19 protein-coding genes are annotated in these 17826 nt (G+C 34.1%); 7 read left to right on the plus strand and 12 right to left on the minus strand.

Annotation, left to right across the window (positions count from 1 at the left end; translation table 11 throughout):
• Window positions 1-14 precede the first annotated feature (14 nt).
• From lgt to RQM59_RS06685, 6 genes are all read right to left on the minus strand, one after another.
• Window positions 15-875, minus strand: a complete 861-nt coding sequence (lgt, locus tag RQM59_RS06660) for a prolipoprotein diacylglyceryl transferase (RefSeq protein ID WP_349241305.1) — start codon at window positions 873-875, stop codon at window positions 15-17.
• 30 nt (window positions 876-905) lie between these two features.
• Entirely contained in the window at window positions 906-1148 is a 243-nt protein-coding gene (gene yidD, locus RQM59_RS06665; protein WP_432208136.1) for a membrane protein insertion efficiency factor YidD, read from the minus strand.
• Window positions 1144-2622, minus strand: a complete 1479-nt coding sequence (gene cysS, locus RQM59_RS06670; protein WP_349241307.1) for a cysteine--tRNA ligase — start codon at window positions 2620-2622, stop codon at window positions 1144-1146. Before cysS ends, yidD begins: the two co-directional genes overlap by 5 nt.
• Window positions 2623-2737: 115 nt before the next feature.
• Complete coding sequence (locus tag RQM59_RS06675; protein WP_349241308.1) at window positions 2738-4102, minus strand: V-type ATP synthase subunit E family protein; 1365 nt, start codon at window positions 4100-4102, stop codon at window positions 2738-2740.
• A gap of 10 nt (window positions 4103-4112) precedes the next feature.
• Window positions 4113-4676, minus strand: coding sequence for a hypothetical protein (locus tag RQM59_RS06680; protein WP_349241309.1), 564 nt, complete (start codon window positions 4674-4676; stop codon window positions 4113-4115).
• Entirely contained in the window at window positions 4660-5217 is a 558-nt protein-coding gene (locus RQM59_RS06685; protein WP_349241310.1) for an RNA polymerase sigma factor, read from the minus strand. The genes RQM59_RS06680 and RQM59_RS06685 overlap by 17 nt, the downstream gene beginning before the upstream one ends.
• Window positions 5218-5315: 98 nt before the next feature.
• On the opposite strand from RQM59_RS06685, the gene meaB reads away from it, so the two are divergent.
• The 3 genes from meaB to RQM59_RS06700 are packed head-to-tail and all read left to right on the plus strand — an operon-like array spanning window position 5316 to window position 10132.
• Window positions 5316-6395: a methylmalonyl Co-A mutase-associated GTPase MeaB gene (gene meaB, locus RQM59_RS06690; RefSeq protein WP_349241311.1), complete on the plus strand. Its 1080-nt coding sequence runs from the start codon at window positions 5316-5318 to the stop codon at window positions 6393-6395.
• Window positions 6388-8076: an ArnT family glycosyltransferase gene (locus tag RQM59_RS06695; protein ID WP_349241312.1), complete on the plus strand. Its 1689-nt coding sequence runs from the start codon at window positions 6388-6390 to the stop codon at window positions 8074-8076. Before meaB ends, RQM59_RS06695 begins: the two co-directional genes overlap by 8 nt.
• Before the next feature lie 52 nt (window positions 8077-8128).
• On the plus strand, window positions 8129-10132 hold the full coding sequence (locus tag RQM59_RS06700) for an LTA synthase family protein (RefSeq protein ID WP_349241313.1): 2004 nt from the start codon (window positions 8129-8131) through the stop codon (window positions 10130-10132).
• Here the strand turns inward: RQM59_RS06700 and RQM59_RS06705 are convergent.
• Genes RQM59_RS06705 through RQM59_RS06720 form a run of 4 tightly spaced genes read right to left on the minus strand, consistent with a single transcriptional unit; the run spans window position 10121 to window position 13363 of the window.
• The gene (locus tag RQM59_RS06705; protein ID WP_349241314.1) at window positions 10121-10681 is read right to left on the minus strand and encodes a phosphatase PAP2 family protein; all 561 of its coding nucleotides are present in this window, start codon (window positions 10679-10681) and stop codon (window positions 10121-10123) included. The genes RQM59_RS06700 and RQM59_RS06705 overlap by 12 nt on opposite strands.
• A 1-nt stretch (window position 10682) precedes the next feature.
• A complete protein-coding gene (locus RQM59_RS06710) occupies window positions 10683-11801 on the minus strand; it encodes a peptidylprolyl isomerase (RefSeq protein WP_349241315.1) in 1119 nt (372 codons plus the stop codon).
• Window positions 11791-12345, minus strand: a complete 555-nt coding sequence (gldI, locus tag RQM59_RS06715; RefSeq protein WP_349241316.1) for a gliding motility-associated peptidyl-prolyl isomerase GldI — start codon at window positions 12343-12345, stop codon at window positions 11791-11793. The genes RQM59_RS06710 and gldI overlap by 11 nt, the downstream gene beginning before the upstream one ends.
• On the minus strand, window positions 12335-13363 hold the full coding sequence (locus RQM59_RS06720) for a DHH family phosphoesterase (RefSeq protein ID WP_349241317.1): 1029 nt from the start codon (window positions 13361-13363) through the stop codon (window positions 12335-12337). Before RQM59_RS06720 ends, gldI begins: the two co-directional genes overlap by 11 nt.
• A gap of 97 nt (window positions 13364-13460) precedes the next feature.
• On the opposite strand from RQM59_RS06720, the gene RQM59_RS06725 reads away from it, so the two are divergent.
• On the plus strand, window positions 13461-14480 hold the full coding sequence (locus RQM59_RS06725; protein ID WP_349241318.1) for an alkaline phosphatase D family protein: 1020 nt from the start codon (window positions 13461-13463) through the stop codon (window positions 14478-14480).
• A gap of 55 nt (window positions 14481-14535) precedes the next feature.
• Window positions 14536-14955 carry a nucleoside-diphosphate kinase gene (locus RQM59_RS06730; protein WP_349241319.1) on the plus strand — a complete coding sequence of 140 codons (420 nt, stop codon included), beginning with the start codon at window positions 14536-14538 and terminating at the stop codon, window positions 14953-14955.
• Between the two features lie 56 nt (window positions 14956-15011).
• Here the strand turns inward: RQM59_RS06730 and RQM59_RS06735 are convergent, their stop codons facing one another.
• The gene (locus tag RQM59_RS06735; protein WP_349241320.1) at window positions 15012-15308 is read right to left on the minus strand and encodes a DciA family protein; all 297 of its coding nucleotides are present in this window, start codon (window positions 15306-15308) and stop codon (window positions 15012-15014) included.
• Between the two features lie 2 nt (window positions 15309-15310).
• Window positions 15311-16390, minus strand: a complete 1080-nt coding sequence (recF, locus tag RQM59_RS06740) for a DNA replication/repair protein RecF (protein ID WP_349241321.1) — start codon at window positions 16388-16390, stop codon at window positions 15311-15313.
• Between the two features lie 114 nt (window positions 16391-16504).
• Here recF and RQM59_RS06745 point away from each other — a divergent pair, with 114 nt between their 5' ends.
• Together RQM59_RS06745 and ribH are read left to right on the plus strand one after the other, a co-directional pair.
• Window positions 16505-17269 (plus strand): tetratricopeptide repeat protein, encoded by a 765-nt coding sequence (locus tag RQM59_RS06745; protein WP_349241322.1) that lies wholly within the window; start codon window positions 16505-16507, stop codon window positions 17267-17269.
• Complete coding sequence (gene ribH, locus RQM59_RS06750) at window positions 17269-17748, plus strand: 6,7-dimethyl-8-ribityllumazine synthase (RefSeq protein WP_349241323.1); 480 nt, start codon at window positions 17269-17271, stop codon at window positions 17746-17748. The genes RQM59_RS06745 and ribH overlap by 1 nt, the downstream gene beginning before the upstream one ends.
• Window positions 17749-17826 lie beyond the last annotated feature (78 nt).

The raw sequence follows: 17826 nt of genomic DNA on the forward strand, positions 1-17826 counted from the left end.
AGGCTTTTTTTATATTATGCAGTTGCTATTCGTTTTCGAAACATCAACCAAAATCCTATTAAAATAAGCGGAATACTTAATACTTGACCCGTATTCAATGAATTAAATACCCAATCTTCTCTACCCTCCGTTTGCGCTACTTTTAAGAACTCAATAAAGAATCGTAGAGACCAAAGTCCTACCATGAATACGCCAAATAAGTAACCTAATTGCTCTTTTTTATCTGTTTTCCAATACAGTCTCCAAAGAATAAAGAATAATACTAGGTAACTAAAAGCTTCGTATAATTGTGTTGGATGTCTTGGGATTAACTCAGGATCACTCACAGGAAAAATAACTCCAAAATCAGATCCTGTTGCTTTTCCATAAATTTCTGAATTAAAGAAATTTCCAACACGTACAAAAAATGCTCCTAATGCAGAAACAACTACTAACCTATCCAATATAAACAACAGTGGTTTTTTAAGATGTTTTTTAGAATAGAAATACATAGCTATGATGATTCCTATTGCAGCACCATGGCTTGCAAAACCCGTAAAACCAGTAAACTCCCATCCATCTAAAAGACCAAACAAAGCACTAGACCCTGCCTTCTCTTTAAACGGTAGAATAATCTCAAGTAAATGATTTTTATAATACCCCCAACTATAAAAGAACACATCTCCTAAACGCATTCCCACCAGCATCGATACAAAGGTATACATGAATAAGGGTTCCATTTTTTCCTTAGGAATACCATCTTTGATATACATCTTAGTCATTAATCTATACCCTAACAAAAAGGCCGCCACAAACATTAAACTATACCATCTAATGGTAAAGAAACCTAAATTGATTCCTATTGATGGATCCCATGTAATTGCTAAAAAATTCATATATCTTTTATTATGTTACTAATGTAGTTATTAATTATTTTTCTTTTCTGGTACTGGATCATGACCACTACCTCCCCAAGGGTGGCAACTAAATATTCTCTTTATCGCTAACCAGCCACCTATAAACAAACCTCTTTTCTGCAATGCTTCAATGGTATAATGAGAACATGTAGGTGTATATCTGCAGGTAGAAGGTGTATATGGCGAAATTGCCACTTGATAGAATCGAACTAATGCGACAAAGGGATATGTCAGAATTCTCTTCAAACTAATTTACAGAAAAAGTAGTTCCTTCTCTTCCATCCTTCAATTGAATACCTAAAGCAAGTAATTCGTCTCTTATCTGATCGGATAATGCCCAATCTTTATTGTCTCTTGCTTCCTTTCTAAGCTTGATCAACAACTCAACAATACCTTCAACCTTCGAAGAACCTTCTTCTTTAGCCTCATCCTTTAAACCTAAAACATCGAATACGAAAGCATGCATTTTATTCTTAAACATCTCAAGGTCTTCTGCTGCGAGGGTTAGTTTCCCTTCCTTCATTTGGTTGATATGCTTTACGCCTTCGAATAAATGAGAAATCAAAATGGGCGTATTAAAATCATCACTCATTGCGGCATAACATTTCGCCACCCAATCCTTAACATCAAAACCAGATGATTTTCCTACATCTACTCTATTTAATGCACTAAGTGCATCCATTAATTTATGATATCCCTTTTCTGAAGCTTCTAATGCATCGCTAGAAAAGTCTAAAATACTTCTATAATTAGCCTGCATATTAAAAAAGCGTACTACACTCGCAGAAAATGCTTTGCTTAATACATCATTTTCACCCGTTAAAATTTCTCCTGGTAAAATGAAATTTCCAGTAGATTTAGCCATTTTCTGACCATTTAACAGTAACATATTGGTATGTATCCAATAGTTTACTGGATCTTGTCCGCTACATGTTTTTGACTGTGCAATTTCACATTCGTGATGCGGAAACTTTAAATCCATTCCTCCTCCGTGAATATCAAACTGTTCGCCTAAATATTTAGAGCTCATTACCGAACATTCCAAGTGCCATCCTGGAAAACCATCAGACCATGGCGATGGCCAGCGCATAATGTGCTTTTCATCTGCTTTTTTCCACAGTGCAAAATCTTGTGGGTTTTTCTTATCAGATTGCCCATCTAAAGCCCTTGTATTATGAATTAGATCTTCGACTTTTCGACCTGAAAGAATTCCGTAGTTATTTTCTTTGTTGTACGCATGTACATCAAAGTATACAGAACCATTTACCTCATATGCAAACCCTTTATCCATGATCTCTTTGATCATTTCTATTTGTTCTACAATATGACCTGTAGCGGTGGGTTCGATACTTGGTGGCAAAAAATTGTAATCATTTAATACTTGATGGAAATCAACTGTATAACGTTGCACCACCTCCATAGGTTCTATTTTTTCTAATCGTGCCTTCTTAGCAATTCTATCTTCTCCTTCATCGGCATCATTCTCTAAGTGTCCAGCGTCGGTAATATTCCTAACGTAACGTACCTTATAACCTAAATGTAAAAAGTATCTAAAAACAACATCAAAGAACATGAATGTCCTCAGATTTCCTAAATGTGCATTGCTATATACGGTAGGACCGCAAACATACATTCCAACATACCCCTCCGTAACTGGAGTAAAAATTTCTTTCGTTTTCGTAAGTGAATTGTATATTTTTATTGGGTTCTCTTTATATAATTCCATAAAAAAAAGCGTCTATTTAGATTTGCTAAAGATAGGCACTTTATGAAGAATACAGAAATGGAATTTTGTTAGAAGTTTGGTAATTTTTTAAAGTAGTACTATAACATTGGCTATCTTATTTTATGAGTTCTAATGAGCTATATTTTCCATTAATAGATACTCCACCCTTCTTTGTTTCTAAAGTAAAATTACCCGTAAATGTATCTTTATATTTACCATACTTTATATTATTCACGAAAAAGGTTTTTCCAATTTTTGCATCTGATTGTCTCAAAGTCAAATTGAAATCTGACAACGAGCTATTTAGTTTACCAATGGTTAATTCGCCAAACGAAGATTCAAGATCTACATCTGAGAATATTTCATTTATCTTCAGTAGACCAGAACTAGAAGACAACGTTGCATTAGCAACCGATGCAATAGTAGCATCGGTTACATTATGCAATGATAGTTCTGCGTTCTTTAGAATATTGATGGTTACAGGAGCGTAGTAGATCTTTAAATCACCTCCTAATAATCCGGTTGCACTAAAGGTTCCATACGACGATTTTCCTGAAGCAGCCGTAGTATTTGGTAACTTAACCTTACAGTGTCTCGTATTCAATTCAAACGTAGCTCCTTTTGGTACTTTAATCGTAATCTTCTTCTTGATCTTCACCTTCTTATCATTAATGATTACATCTCCATCCGAATCAAAGAAGTAATTTCCTTTAACTTTACCCATGGCTTTTTTTACTTTAGCCAATTCTATATTGATTTTTTCTTTGTCAATCTTTGACATCGCTATTTTCGCTTCTTTGAAAGCATTTTCAATGGTCTCTTTATTGACTTTTTTCAATTCCAACCTAGCTTTTGCAAGATCTTTCTTGATCTTTGCAGCATTCACTTTCATTTCTTTTTTCCACTCTTTATATTCTTTCGACTTTTTAAACTTTTCCCACTCTTTTTTGGACTTGATGCTAATATTTCTTGCACTGTCTTTCCATTGAAAGAAGTAATTCTTTCCATCTTTGCTATATTTATCAAAGTCAAACTCCATGTTCTCTAAGCCTTTAAATACATTTTGCAAATCAATATCCGGGATCACAATGGTTTCCATCTCAGGAAAGTTGAAATCAAAATCCATATCTGGGATCACCACTTCAGGGAAATGGAAATCATCCTTATTAAAAATAACAAAATTGTTATTTAACCCATAAAAGCCACTTCCTTTTGAGGTTATTACCACGCGCTTACTATTTCCTAAAGCTTCAAACTTATAGTTCTTAAAGTACTTAGCGGCTTCTTCTTTGGTTAAACCTTCTATTTCAATTGTTGCTTCTACCTGCACTTGATTCTTGTTCCATGTAGTTACCTCAATATCGTTGTTAGAAGCGTTGATCTCTACTATAACATCTTTATTTACATTAAAGGTTTCTTTATATGTTTTGTCTTGCTTTTGTCCAAAGGCACTGCATACAATACCTACTGCCAAAAACATAGTTATTATTTTATACTTGCTGAATTTCATTTTGTTTTAGATTTAATTTTTTAAAATCGTTTAATTGTTTTTTCAAGCGTTGTAACAACTGTAATCGCAATCTAAGATTGCTTATTAATGCATCGATGGTTTGATCATTAACTCCTTTTGTATTGAGCTCTTCGGTTAATGATTTATATTCTTTGGTCAACTCTCCAATCTTTTCTAAATAATCGTTGAGTAACTCCTTATTTTCATCTGTAACTTCTAGTTCACTTAATTCTAAATTTATACTATTGATGTAATACGATTCAATGGTATTTAAGTCTGGAGAAATACTTCCTAACGTCAGTTTTTTCTCTACTGGGTCTTCGGTTTCTATCTCACCTCCAAAATCAATAAACTTGACTCCTAAAGTTACTAACAACACAATAGAGGCCGCAATAGACAACCATTGTATTACAGGTCTTTTTTTCTTTTCCTCCGAATGCAATTCCTTGAATAACCTCTCTTCAAATCGTTTGTTGTGATTTGTTGACAGTTCAGAAGGTTTTTCTGAGTAGTTTTCTAACATTTTTCTAATATCCTTCGGCATAACGTATGGATTTTAAATTCTCTTTTACTTTTTTCTTCCCTCGCAGGAGGTTTGTTCTAGATGTCACTTCCGTAATTCCTAATATTTGAGAAATCTCTCTGTGATCGTATCCTTCTAATAGATATAGCGATAATACTACTCTATATTTTTCTTTCAAATTGTTGATGCATTTAACAACTTCATCAACCGTAGTTCTGTCTTCAACCTGCCAATTATCCTCTTCAGCGGGTTCTTTTAATTGACTATTAATAGAAACCAACTCCAATTTTCTCTTCTTCAGTTCATCAATACTTTGATTGATTACGATTCTTTTTAACCAAGCACCGAATGTAACTTCTGCCTTATAAGTATCAATCTTCTTAAATGCTTTTATAAAAGCATCTTGCATCACATCCTCAGCAATGAACCTATCTTTTACATATCGTTGAGCGATAATAAACATAGAATCTGCATAGAGTTTATATAACTCCATCTGTGCTTTTGGATCATTTTCCTTGCACTTCTCAATGATTGGTTGATGTAGTAATTTGATGTTACTCATTGTTGATTTCTTACCTTAGAGACGAACCATTTTCTCCTGTGTTGCATTTTGTGCTATTTTATTTCTAAATTTACATTAATAATTCGTCATTTGATTTTATGACTAAACGTCGACCTACCGCTTTACATGAAAAAGATGGAGTTTCACCACCTGAAACTACCAGCCAAAAAGCAGCTAAAAACATTAAAGTTAATAGAGGAAAGATTCCTAGCGTTGATGATTTTGTTACACATATATTGAAAGGTGATATTACTTTTTTAAGTAGAGCGATTACCTTAATAGAAAGCACCAACGTTAAACATCAAGAAAAAGCTAATAAGATCTTAGAACAATGTCTTCCGTTTGCGCATAATGCTATTAGAATTGGTATTACTGGAGTTCCTGGTGTTGGTAAGAGCACGTTTATCGAAGCCTTCGGAAAACACCTTACGCAAAAAGGAAAAAAAGTAGCAGTATTAGCGGTTGACCCAAGTAGTTCTATTAATAAAGGGAGCGTTTTAGGAGATAAAACCAGAATGGAAGAGTTGGTAACCGATAAAAACGCCTTTATTCGCCCCTCACCTTCAGGTACATCCTTAGGAGGTGTTGCGCAAAAGACCAAGGAGAGTATTATTCTTTGCGAAGCTGCCGGTTTTGACACCATTATTATTGAAACAGTTGGAGTTGGTCAAAGTGAAACAGCTGTCCACTCTATGGTAGATTTCTTCTTATTGCTTAAGTTATTTGGCGCTGGTGATGAACTACAAGGTATCAAGCGAGGCATCATAGAAATGGCAGATGCTATAGTGATTAATAAAGCCGATGGAGAGAATGTAAAAAAAGCAAAGATCGCCAAAACAGAATTCAACAGAGCCTTGCATCTATATCCTCCAAAAGAAAGTGGATGGCAACCAAAAGTACTGATTGCAAGCGCATTACAAAACACAGGGATTGATAAAATTCATGATTTAATACAAGAGTATATTGCACTGGCACAAGAATCTGGTTATTTTGACAAGAAACGAAATGATCAAAATACACATTGGCTTATTTCAACGATAAACCAACAACTCAAAGACGCTTTCTTTCAGAATAAGAAAATTGAAAAACCGCTAGAAGAAGAAATCAAAAAATTAAAATCTGGAACAACAACGCCATTTTTATCTGCCAAAAAATTGATGAATTTAAAAGATGAATAGATTAAAAGCATCTCCCTATTTTTTCCCTGTTGTACTACTGATTATTTTTATTATGAACATTGTACAATCTGTTGGTACAGAACTATTAGTTGATGAAGCCTATTATTGGGTATACAGCCAAAGTATGGCTTTCGGGTACTTCGATCATCCTCCTTTAGTTTCTTTATATATATGGATAAGTGATCTGTTCTTTTTAGAAGAGTTAGGCGTTCGATTTATAAGTGGTATTGGTTTTATAGCGATGCTACTATTGGTCTGGAACACCATTGATCATCCTAAGAAAGCAGCCTATAAACCTCTTTTTCTTTTACTTTTTCTCTCTACGGCTCTTTTAAATGTATATGGATTTATAACGGTACCAGACACTCCGTTGTTATTATTTATGGCATTATTCCTATGGGCCTATAAAAGATATTTACAACATCGTACACTCATAAACAGTTTGATTATTGCGCTGGCTATGGCAGGTATGTTATACAGTAAGTATCAAGGAATATTGGTTATTTTCTTTGTGTTGATCTCTAATATAAAAGTACTAAGAGATCCTAAAATATGGTTAAGTGGTTTGGTAACCATCCTTCTATTTTTTCCTCACCTGTATTGGCAGTATGTGAATGATTTTCCATCTATTAGGTATCACCTCTTTGAAAGAGCTTCGGTTGCTTCCTATCAAATAGAAGATACCTTATTGCATTTTGTCAATGCTGTTGCCATTGTGGGAGTAACATTTGTGATACTCTATAAAGCGTTTTTCAAAGGTCTTAAAAGACCATCGCTGTTCCATAAAGGGCTGAATTACATCATTATTGGTTTTTTCATCTTTTTCTTACTCTCTTCTTTTCGGGGGCATGTACAAGCCCAATGGTTAGCACCCATTATGATTCCATTGATCTTGATAACTTTCAGTTATTTAATTGAACATACTAGACAAATAAAATTATTTAACTATCTCGCTATGGTCAATATTATCATTATAATATTCGCCAGAATCCTGATCGCAAACGAAGGGATTATTCCTGTACAATTGGAGTTCTATGGAAATAAAACATGGGCAACCCATATTAAAGAACAAACCAAGAATGTAGATAAACTCTTTATCAACAGTTATCAAAACGCCTCTATTTACTGGTTCTATGCGCAAGAAAAACCGCATTATCAAAAGAATTTTTTAGGTAGAAAAAATCAATATGGTTTACTGCCAAGCAATGAAGTATTTAGCTCAGATTCAATTGCTCATATTACCCGTGTTAGAGATGCATACTCTAAAATTGGTATGAAAGCATCTGGAAAAGACTCCATTTTTGTTTCATTCGTAAAAGGTTACAAATCTATTTCTAAGGTTGAAATCAAATTTATGTATCCAGGATCATTAGATTTCAATACAGAGAAAATCAACAAGGTTTATGTAACAGTTAACAATCCTTACACCTATGATCTTCCAAATCTTGATATAGCCCTTGTCTTTCAAAACAAAAAGGCTAACGAAATCTATAGTATACCATTAAAAAAAGATTTTGACAGTATTCAAGCAAATAGTATGATGAAAACTGAATTGATCTTTGATGGGAATCAAATTCAATCTACTGATGAGTTTCCGTTTGTTGGTATCGGAATCAAAACATCAGAAAAAATGGAGTTGGTTAAAGTGAGTACACTTCATAATTATAAAATATCTCAGTAACAATTCATTAATGCAAATCGTTTTATAAATTTGCGCCATAAAGCATCCATTTATGATAAAGAAGCTTCCAAATTATATAAGATACATTGTGTTAAATGTCCTATTCCTGTTCATTTTTTCATTTGTCTTTAGGCTTATCTTCTTTTTTGCTTTAGTACATACTGATAATGTTAGTGGTAACGAAATAAGTACGGCTTTCTTGTTTGGAGTTCGATTCGATGTAAAGTTGGCGATATTGACATTTTTTCCTTTAGCACTTTTAATTTTAATTGTAAACCATTCTTTCTTTAAAAGGAAAATCTACAAGATCATTGCCACTATATACCTTGTATTGGCTTATCTTGCTTTAACTGTATTCTACTTGATAGATATTGGATATTATAGTTATTTATATACTCGTTTGGATGCCGCTTCTTTACGTTTTTTATCGAATTTGAAGATCTCTACACAATTACTATGGGAGAGCTATCCCGTATTGAAAGGTGCGTTTGGATTGTTAGTGCTGATTTTAGCAACTCGTTTTATGACACGATATCACTATAAAAAAACGGCAAGTGCCGCAATGCATCCTATTTCTAAAAAAATTAAAGCGGTCTACTTTATTGGTATATTTCTACTATTATCATTTGGGATCTATGGTAGTTTTACACATTATCCTTTGCGTTGGAGTCAGGCTTTTTTCTCAAAGAACAATACCATCAACCAGTTTTCACTAAATCCTGTGCTTAATTTTTTTGACAGTTTTGCTTTTCGAAATGAAGGTGTAGATCTAGAGAAAACAAAAGCCTACTACCCGGTTATCGCAGATTACCTGAATATACCTTCCGATAGTATTAATTTTCAACGAGAAGTTACTTTTGATTCCATTCCAGAGAAGAAACCTAATATTGTCGTGGTAATGCTTGAATCTCTTGGAGTGGTTCCTATGGGCTTTTATGGAAATCCAGCCAACGGAACTCCTTATATGGACAAATTGATGCAAGAAAGTGTTCACTTTGATAACTTTTACGTGCACAAACCTGGCACAGCCGGCAGTGTCTTTGCTAGCATTACAGGGTTGGCAGACATAGATGATGTAAAAACGGCCTCTAGAAACGCGCGAGTGGTCGATCAACGCATTATTTTTGATCAATTCGAAGGCTACGAGAAATTCTACTTTTTAGGGGGTAGTGCTAATTGGGCAAATATTCGAGGTGTCTTTCAATCAAATATCAAAGACCTTAAGATTTATGAAGAAGGAAGTTATGAAGTTGAAGACAGAGCAGATGTTTGGGGAATTGATGATTACGACCTGTTTAAAGAGTCTGATAAAATTCTATCTGAACTACATAAAAAAGAAACGCCTTTTGTAGCGTATATTCAAACTGCAACTAACCATCGACCATTTACGGTTCCTGATGAAAAGGGAAGCTTTAGACCATTAAAAGAAGGAGAAATAAGCGAAGATGTATTGAAAAAAGCTGGATTCATTTCGCTCGCACAACTAAATGCACTACGTTATTTAGATTTTAATGTCGATGTATTTTTAAGAAGAGCTAAAGAATCAGGTTATTATGATAATAGCATCTTTGTTTTCTTTGGAGATCACAATACGTCTATGAATCCTACAGCCAATTTTAAAAAAGAATTTGATTTAGAAATACAAGTGCATCATGTTCCTTTTTTCATCCATGCTCCAAAGTATGTCAAAGCTAAAAAGATAACGAACGTGGCAAAGCTAGTAGATCTTTTTCCTACTGCTGCGAGTATTGCCAGGACAAATTACACCAATTATACCTTGGGATCAAATGCCATGGATACCTTAAATACAGATTCATTCGGATTTGTGCATTTAAAAATTAAAGGAGAACCTGCGGTTGGATTAATTCAGAATGGTTTTTACTATTCAAAGACAAATCAAACCAACACTACTAACCTTTATAAATTAACGGATGCTGAAACTGTAGATGTTAGTACTCTGTATCCAAAAGTTGTTTCCAAAATGGATAGTTTGATCACTTCGTATTATCACAGTACAAAGTATTTATACTACAATAACAAAAAATTAAACAAATAATTTTGGTCCTATCTTTTTGATAAGTCTATAATACAGGTTACCTAAAAGAATACCTGTTAAGATTCCACAGATAATATCTAAAGGAAAATGTACACCTAAATATACCCTGCTGTAGGCAAAAACCGCTGGGAATAAGAATAACAACCATATATACTTGTATGTCTTCCTAAAAAGAAGCACAGTATACATGACAAAAAATGTAGATGTGGTTGCATGACCCGAAATAAAACTAGGACTCTGAGGGTTGATCAATTTTCTTAAAAGATGTTGTATTCCAGGGTCATTGTTAGGTCTTAACCTGCCAACACTATCTTTGATAAGGTTTGTAAATTGATCTGAGAACGCGACTAGTACAGCCATGGTTAAAATAATAATCCCTCCTTTTTTCCAGCCAAACTTCCGTATGATCAGAAAAAAAACAAAAAGGAACAACGGGATCCAATTAAACTGATTAGTTATAAACAACCAAAATGCATCCCATTGCTCGCTTCCGAGATTATTTAGGTACACTAAAAGTGACCTATCTTTTTCTAAAATATTTTCTAACAAACTACTTTCCTACTTTTAAAATCTCTACTTCAAAAAGTATATCTGCCTTTGGAGGGAACGGGCCTCCACCTCTTTCTCCATATGCAATATAATAAGGAATAAAAAATCTTGCTTTTTCTCCTTGACGCAATTTTAGCATTCCTTCTTTAAAACCAGCAATTAATGGTCTTGTTTTATCATCTATAGTAAATACAAATGGCTTAGCTCCTTTGTCTAAAGAAGATTGTAACCTTTTTCCATCACCTAAATACAATGTATAATTTGCGGTAACCTCTGCCGATGATGTTACTTTCTTACCTTTTGTTCTTTTTAATTTTAAAACCTTCAGTCCAGAATCTGTTTTGGTAGCTTTAGCAATTCCCATTTTATCGTAAAATGCTTCACATTCTTTTACAAATGTTTCATATCTGTTTTTCTCGGCCGAAGCAACCTTTGCCAATCTTTCTTTTTCTACATCAGCTGCTTTTGCTAAACCGCTTGTAAATACGCTTACCGCGTCAAAATTCTTGGCATCACTTCCTTTTCTTACAATCTTAATAGATTTGATCATATCGTACTGAGCAATAGAATCAACTATGTTCAGTCCATCTACCACTTTTCCAAACACACTGTGGCATCCTACTTTTGGTTTTCCACAGTCCTTTAATACTCCATCAGCCGTATATCCGTCTAACCATGGAGTTGGTTTATGCGTAATGAAAAATTGACTTCCGTTTGTGTTCACTCCCCTATTTGCCATTGATAAGATTCCTTTATCATCATGCCTTCTCTTGGTAGTTAATTCATCATAGAAGGTATATCCAGGTAAAGGACCTGCCCCTGTTCCACTTGGGTCTCCTCCTTGAATGATAAAATTTTTGACTACTCTGTGGAAACCTAATCCATCATAGTATTTCTTTCCTTTTATAGAATCTGGAACATTTGGATTTGTTCCTTCTGATAACGTAATGAAATTAGCCACAGTAAGGGGTGCATCCTCCTCATATAATTCTACAATCATAGAACCTTTATCTGTTTCAATATCTGCATACAACCCATCCTCTAGGTTACTATATTTAGAATCACATGCTGTCAAAAATACAACACCGATACAAAGTAATTTTAAAAATTTAGTTTTCATTTCTATTTGTTTGATTTATCTTTAATAATGTTACTGTGCTAATAATTGATTCGTTAATTCCTATTCTGTTTCCATCACCTACTACTCCGTAAGCGTTAAAAGAAGGAATAACAAATGTAACGCTTTCTCCTTCCTTCATCATTTTAATTCCTATCTGCAGTGCTGTGATAAAATCCTCCTTATCGACAACATACTGTTTTTGTCCTAATTCTTCAGACGAATATATCACTTCATTATTCAGGTCTTTAATATCGTAAGAGATTAGCACCCTATCATTTGCTTTAGGTGTATACGTTTCCGCTTCTATTTTATGATTATAAGTATACCAAAAACCATTGCTAGATACGGTATACTTGTGAATCGAATCTGACTCAATATATTTCAGAATCGCTTGCTCTTCAATCTTGTTTATAACTTTGGTTTGCGCTACCGTTGAAGCTAATGTAGTACTTGTTTTTGCCGTGATCGGCCTTCTAGCCTGAGGTTCAGAACAAGAGACAAATACAATGCATGACGCTAAAAATAATACGGACTTAAGCTTCATAAGATTCGTTTAATTGCTCTTGATACGCTGGTAATAGTTCAACGAATTTTTTAATCGTTTCGTCTAGAGAATCTAGAGATTTTCCTCCCGCTGCATTATCATGCCCTCCTCCATTAAAATATTTTCGTGCAAACTCATTTACAGAAAAGCTTCCCTTTGATCGAAAAGATATCTTAATAATTTGCTGTTCTTTGTCTTCAATAAAGATCACTCCAAAAACAATCCCTTTTAAAGACAGTGCATAATTTACGACGCCTTCTGTATCTCCTTTTTGAAAGTCGAACTTCTTTTTCTCCGCATCAGTAAGCGTAATAAACGCTGTTTTATACTCCGGATATATTTTTAAATTACTCAATGACTGCCCTAATAATAACAGCCTGCCGTACGAATTAGCATCATATACATTGTTATGTATTCTATCATTCTCAGCACCTTTATCTATAAGGTCGGCAATAACTCTATGCGTTGTACTGGTTGTAGATCTAAATCTAAAAGATCCAGTATCTGTCATAATTCCAGTATATAAACAGGTAGCGATATCGGCATCAATTAAATCTACATCTCCCATCATTTCAATAAAATGATAGACCATCTGACATGTAGAACATATACTTGTATCCGAATACATATATGTAAAGTCATCTGGCTGTTGATGATGATCGATCATGGCAAAATCATTCGGATATTTCTCTAGTGTATTTTGCATATCACTTCCAAGACGATGTAATGCATTAAAGTCTAGCAAGAAAATAATATCAGAACCTTTAATTGCTCTTTGAGATTGATTATTCTGCCAATCAAATCTATAGGTAGATTTGGAACCAGGTAACCAATGTAAGAATTCGGGATACTCATTGGGCACAACCACTGTGGGTTTGTGGCCTTTTTGCTTAAAATAATGATATAACGCTAAAGTCGATCCCATGGCATCGCCATCTGGGTTTCTATGACCAACAATCACCATACTCTTTGGTGATGATAAAAACGTTTTTAACTCTTCTAATTTCTCTTGAATCATAAACAGCGAAGATACAATTTATTAATATTGTTCAAAGCAAATTTTGAATTACATTTGTTAAGAATCCTTTAAAAATAATATGAAACTTTCTCATTTTTTGACGCTTTTTTTATGTGTCATTTTTAGTGTTACTTGTTCAAAAAAACTGATCCCTAAAAAAACAACGGTATCCAAGAGCGAGTTTATTGTTGCTTTTGGTTCATGCAATAAACAGTACCAACCAAACAAACTGTGGAAAGAGATCAAAAAAAATAAACCAGACGTATGGGTCTGGGGCGGCGATAATATTTATTCGGATACAGATGACATGCTGAAAATGAAAAAGGATTATGAAGATTTATATCTACAAAAAGGATACATAAATCTTGTACAAGATATTCCCGTTATGGCTACATGGGATGATCACGATTATGGGTTAAACGATGGAGGTGTCGAATTTGAAAAAAAGAAAGAAGCACAACAATTATTTTTAGATTTCTTTGGAATCCCCAAACGCCATTCCAGAAGAAAACAAGAAGGCATTTACAATTCAGAAGTTTTCAATTCAAAAAATGGCAGTGTAAAAGTTATTGTGCTAGATACTCGGTATTTTAGAACGAATCTTACCAAATCTGCGGTAAAAGGAAAGAGATATACTCCAAATAGGTATGGCCAAGGTACTATTTTGGGTGAAACCCAGTGGAAATGGTTAGAAAAGGAGCTAACGAATTCTAAAGCTACCTTCACCGTCATAGTGAGCAGTATTCAATTTTTATCATCGGAACACGGTTTTGAAGCATGGAGTAATTTCCCTCATGAGGTAGATCGATTTACAAAATTACTTTCCATTACGAAACCCAACCGAGTGATAATCTTATCTGGCGATAGACACATTTCAGAGTTTTCTAGAACTGAACTACCTGGTATACCTTACCCCTTAGTTGATTTTACTTCAAGTGGTCTTACACATGCTTACTCAGGTTTTACATCTGAAAAGAATTCTTATCGAGTTAAAAAAGTAGTATCGGATATCAGTTTTGGTCTTTTAAAATTTGATTTTGCAAGAAAAACAGTCATCATGCAAATGAGGGGAGTTAACAATATATTGCAACAAGAATATATTCAAGAGTATCCTTAACTTGTTTTTAACATTAAAAGTTTTACTTTTGCACCAAATTTTATAAAAAACTATAATGGCAACAAATAGAACATTTACTATGATTAAACCAGATGGTGTAGAAAACGGACACACTGGTGCAATTTTAGAAAAGATTAATGCTGCAGGATTTAGAATCGTAGCAATGAAGAAAACACAAATGACAAAGAATGACGCGGAAACTTTTTACGCTGTTCATAACGAAAGACCTTTCTTTGGAGAATTAGTGGAATTCATGACTAGAGGTCCTATTATTGCGGCTATCTTAGAAAAAGACAATGCTGTAGAAGATTTTAGAACTTTAATCGGAGCTACAAACCCAGCTGAAGCGGCTGAAGGAACTATTAGACAATTATATGCTACGTCAATGGGAGAAAATGCTGTTCATGGTTCAGATTCTGATGAGAATGCAGCAATTGAAGGTGCTTTCCATTTTTCTGGAAGAGAAATATTTTAAGTAGTAGCAATCTTACAACATATATTAGCTCGCTGCCAAATAGGTAGCGAGTTTTTTTATACCAATAATAATTTACCGACTACCTTCTCTCCCATCTCTTCGTTCAGCATCTTAATAATCTTTTCCGTACCATAGCTAAGCTCTTCTCTTAATACCGAAGACGTTAGCTTAATGATCAAAGTTTTATTTTGTAATTGTACAGATTCGGTATATGAGGCTACTCCTTGCCCCATTAATTTTTCCCAACACTCTTCAATCTTCATCTTCTGCATACCTTTAGATAAATTGTTCTCCTTAATAAAGGATTTCATTAAATCTTTTACTGAAAAGGAATCATTTTCTCTCTTAGCCATAATTACAAGTTAAAGATTTCAAACGAACTATTCGTACGCTGTATTACTTTTTCTGTCCGCTCTTTATGTGTATCGGTAATAAATATCTGACCAAATTCATCATTATTCACCAATTCAATAATCTGAGAAACTCTACTTTCATCCAACTTATCGAAAATATCATCTAATAAAAGGATAGGAACAATATTAGACTGCTGCTTTAAAAACTCGAATTGTGCCAGTTTTAAGGCAATCAAATATGATTTTTGCTGTCCTTGCGAACCAAATTTCTTAATCGGGTAATTTCCAATATCAAAACTCAAATCATCTTTATGAACTCCAACCGTGGTATATTGTACCATTCTATCTTTTTCAACTGACATCTCTAAAAGTTGAGTAAAATCAGTATCGTGTAGTTGACTTTTATAAAGCAAGTTCACTTGCTCTTTATTTCCTGAGATCGTTTGATATTTATCATTAAAAATAGGCGTGAATTCTGATAAAAAATCTTGTCTCTTTTCATATATTTTTACTCCCAACAACGATAATTGCTCGTCATAAACTTTTAAATTTAGAGCGTCAAAAGTTCTATTAGCCGCAAAGTACTTTAGCAGTGCATTTCTTTGAGACACTACCTTGTTATAAGCAATGAGGTCTTTTAAATAGGTTTTATCTTGCATAGAGATAACACCATCTATAAATTTTCTTCTAGTATCACTACCTTCTGTAACAAGATCCCTATCTGCGGGAGAAATAATTACCAATGGTAACTGGCCTATATGATCGGAGAACTTCTCATATGCTTTTCCATTGCGCTTTAGTACTTTCTTTTGACCTTTTTTTAGGCTACAAATGATCTTTTCTTTTCTATCACTAATTATATAGTCCCCTTCCAACACAAAAAAACTCTCACCATGCTTTATATTTTGCACTGCAACCGGGTTAAAATAACTTTTTGCAAAAGACAAATAATAGATGGCATCCAGGATATTCGTTTTTCCAATACCGTTGTCACCTACAAAACAATTTATCTTTTCATGAAAATCAAATGTCCTAGTCGCAATGTTCTTAAAATTCAGTATCGAAATTTTCTGTAAATACATGTTTTGTAATTATTCTGGATAAGGGCATGCAAATTATTGAAAATTTTGCGAAATAAGCGCTTTTAAAATCCAATTAAAAAAACTATTTTTGCGCCTACAAATTTTAAAGGAAATATGGCAACATACAAGAAGAGAGGATATAAACCGAAGGATAAGAAAGAGCAACAGGCACAAGATATGCAGAGTACCACTGCAGAGGTTTTTAACACTCTAGATGAAACAGCTTCTAAGTCAGAGCAATGGATTGAAAAAAATAGCAAGCCTTTGTTCTATGGTTTAACATTGATTGCTGTTATTATCTTAGGATTTTTAGGATATAACAAATTTATCGCTGAACCAGCTGAAATTCAAGCTGCAAATGATCTTGCCTTTCCAAGAAAGTATTTTGATGAAGCATCCCTTGCAGGATCAGGAGTAGATTCACTATTAACGTTGTCTTTAGATGGTGCAAATGGTAAATACGGGTTTTTAGATATTATCAGTGAACATGGTGGTACAAAAGCAGGAAATCTAGCAAACTATTATGCAGGTATGGCTTATTTACAATTAAAAGATTATCAAAAAGCAATAGATCACCTGGAGGATTTTTCTTCTGATGACGAAGCCTTAGGTCCAATTGCCTTAGGTGCTATCGGTGATGCTTTCTCTGATTTGAATCAAGAACAAGACGCTTTAACATACTACGAAAAAGCCGCTAACAAAAAAGATAATGAGTATACTTCTCCGTTGTTTTTATTTAAAGCTGGAAATGTAGCTATGAACCTAAAACAATATGATAAAGCATTATCATTATTCACTAAGATAAAAGAAAATTACCCTAAATCAGAACAGGGTAATGATATAGATAAGTATATTAGTATGGTAAAGTATGCACAATAATGGCAACTACGAACTTATCATATTACGATAAAGCTACAATCCCAAATGCGAAACCTTTTCGATTTGGGATTGTTGTTTCTGAGTGGAATCCTGAAATCACTCGAAGTATGCAACAAGGCGCTATTGAGACACTTATAGATTGTGGCGCAGAAAAAGAAAACATTATTTCCTGGGAAGTTCCTGGTAGTTTTGAATTGGTGTATGGTTGCAAAAAAATGATTGAATCTCAACCTGTAGATGCTATTATTGCTGTGGGAAATGTGATTCAAGGCGAGACCAAGCATTTCGACTTTGTGTGTGACGGAGTTACACAAGGTATTGTGGACCTTAATATCAAGTATGACACTCCTGTCATTTTCTGCGTGCTTACGGACAACACAAAACAACAATCTATTGATCGCTCTGGCGGTAAATTAGGAAACAAAGGAATCGAATGTGCTGTGGCAGCTGTTAAAATGGCAGCATTAAGACATCTTTAACAAGATACTTCTTAACATATCTTGACCGCTAGGCTTTAATTCTTTAAATTTGACAGAGAACAAAGGTTGGTGCAGTTT

Source organism: Asprobacillus argus (genome assembly GCF_032248395.1).
GTDB lineage: Bacteria > Bacteroidota > Bacteroidia > Flavobacteriales > Flavobacteriaceae > Polaribacter > Polaribacter argus.

What these genes read in the sequence shown, in the direction of transcription:
- lgt (WP_349241305.1), bottom strand. Translation starts at nt 875, where the DNA reads ATGAATTTTTTAGCAATTACATGGGATCCATCAATAGGAATCAATTTA.
- cysS (WP_349241307.1), bottom strand. Translation starts at nt 2,622, where the DNA reads ATGGAATTATATAAAGAGAACCCAATAAAAATATACAATTCACTTACG.
- RQM59_RS06675 (WP_349241308.1), bottom strand. Translation starts at nt 4,102, where the DNA reads ATGTTTTTGGCAGTAGGTATTGTATGCAGTGCCTTTGGACAAAAGCAA.
- RQM59_RS06680 (WP_349241309.1), bottom strand. Translation starts at nt 4,676, where the DNA reads ATGCCGAAGGATATTAGAAAAATGTTAGAAAACTACTCAGAAAAACCT.
- RQM59_RS06685 (WP_349241310.1), bottom strand. Translation starts at nt 5,217, where the DNA reads ATGAGTAACATCAAATTACTACATCAACCAATCATTGAGAAGTGCAAG.
- meaB (WP_349241311.1), top strand. Translation starts at nt 5,316, where the DNA reads ATGACTAAACGTCGACCTACCGCTTTACATGAAAAAGATGGAGTTTCA.
- RQM59_RS06695 (WP_349241312.1), top strand. Translation starts at nt 6,388, where the DNA reads ATGAATAGATTAAAAGCATCTCCCTATTTTTTCCCTGTTGTACTACTG.
- RQM59_RS06700 (WP_349241313.1), top strand. Translation starts at nt 8,129, where the DNA reads ATGATAAAGAAGCTTCCAAATTATATAAGATACATTGTGTTAAATGTC.
- RQM59_RS06710 (WP_349241315.1), bottom strand. Translation starts at nt 11,801, where the DNA reads ATGAAAACTAAATTTTTAAAATTACTTTGTATCGGTGTTGTATTTTTG.
- gldI (WP_349241316.1), bottom strand. Translation starts at nt 12,345, where the DNA reads ATGAAGCTTAAGTCCGTATTATTTTTAGCGTCATGCATTGTATTTGTC.
- RQM59_RS06720 (WP_349241317.1), bottom strand. Translation starts at nt 13,363, where the DNA reads ATGATTCAAGAGAAATTAGAAGAGTTAAAAACGTTTTTATCATCACCA.
- RQM59_RS06730 (WP_349241319.1), top strand. Translation starts at nt 14,536, where the DNA reads ATGGCAACAAATAGAACATTTACTATGATTAAACCAGATGGTGTAGAA.
- RQM59_RS06735 (WP_349241320.1), bottom strand. Translation starts at nt 15,308, where the DNA reads ATGGCTAAGAGAGAAAATGATTCCTTTTCAGTAAAAGATTTAATGAAA.
- recF (WP_349241321.1), bottom strand. Translation starts at nt 16,390, where the DNA reads ATGTATTTACAGAAAATTTCGATACTGAATTTTAAGAACATTGCGACT.
- RQM59_RS06745 (WP_349241322.1), top strand. Translation starts at nt 16,505, where the DNA reads ATGGCAACATACAAGAAGAGAGGATATAAACCGAAGGATAAGAAAGAG.
- ribH (WP_349241323.1), top strand. Translation starts at nt 17,269, where the DNA reads ATGGCAACTACGAACTTATCATATTACGATAAAGCTACAATCCCAAAT.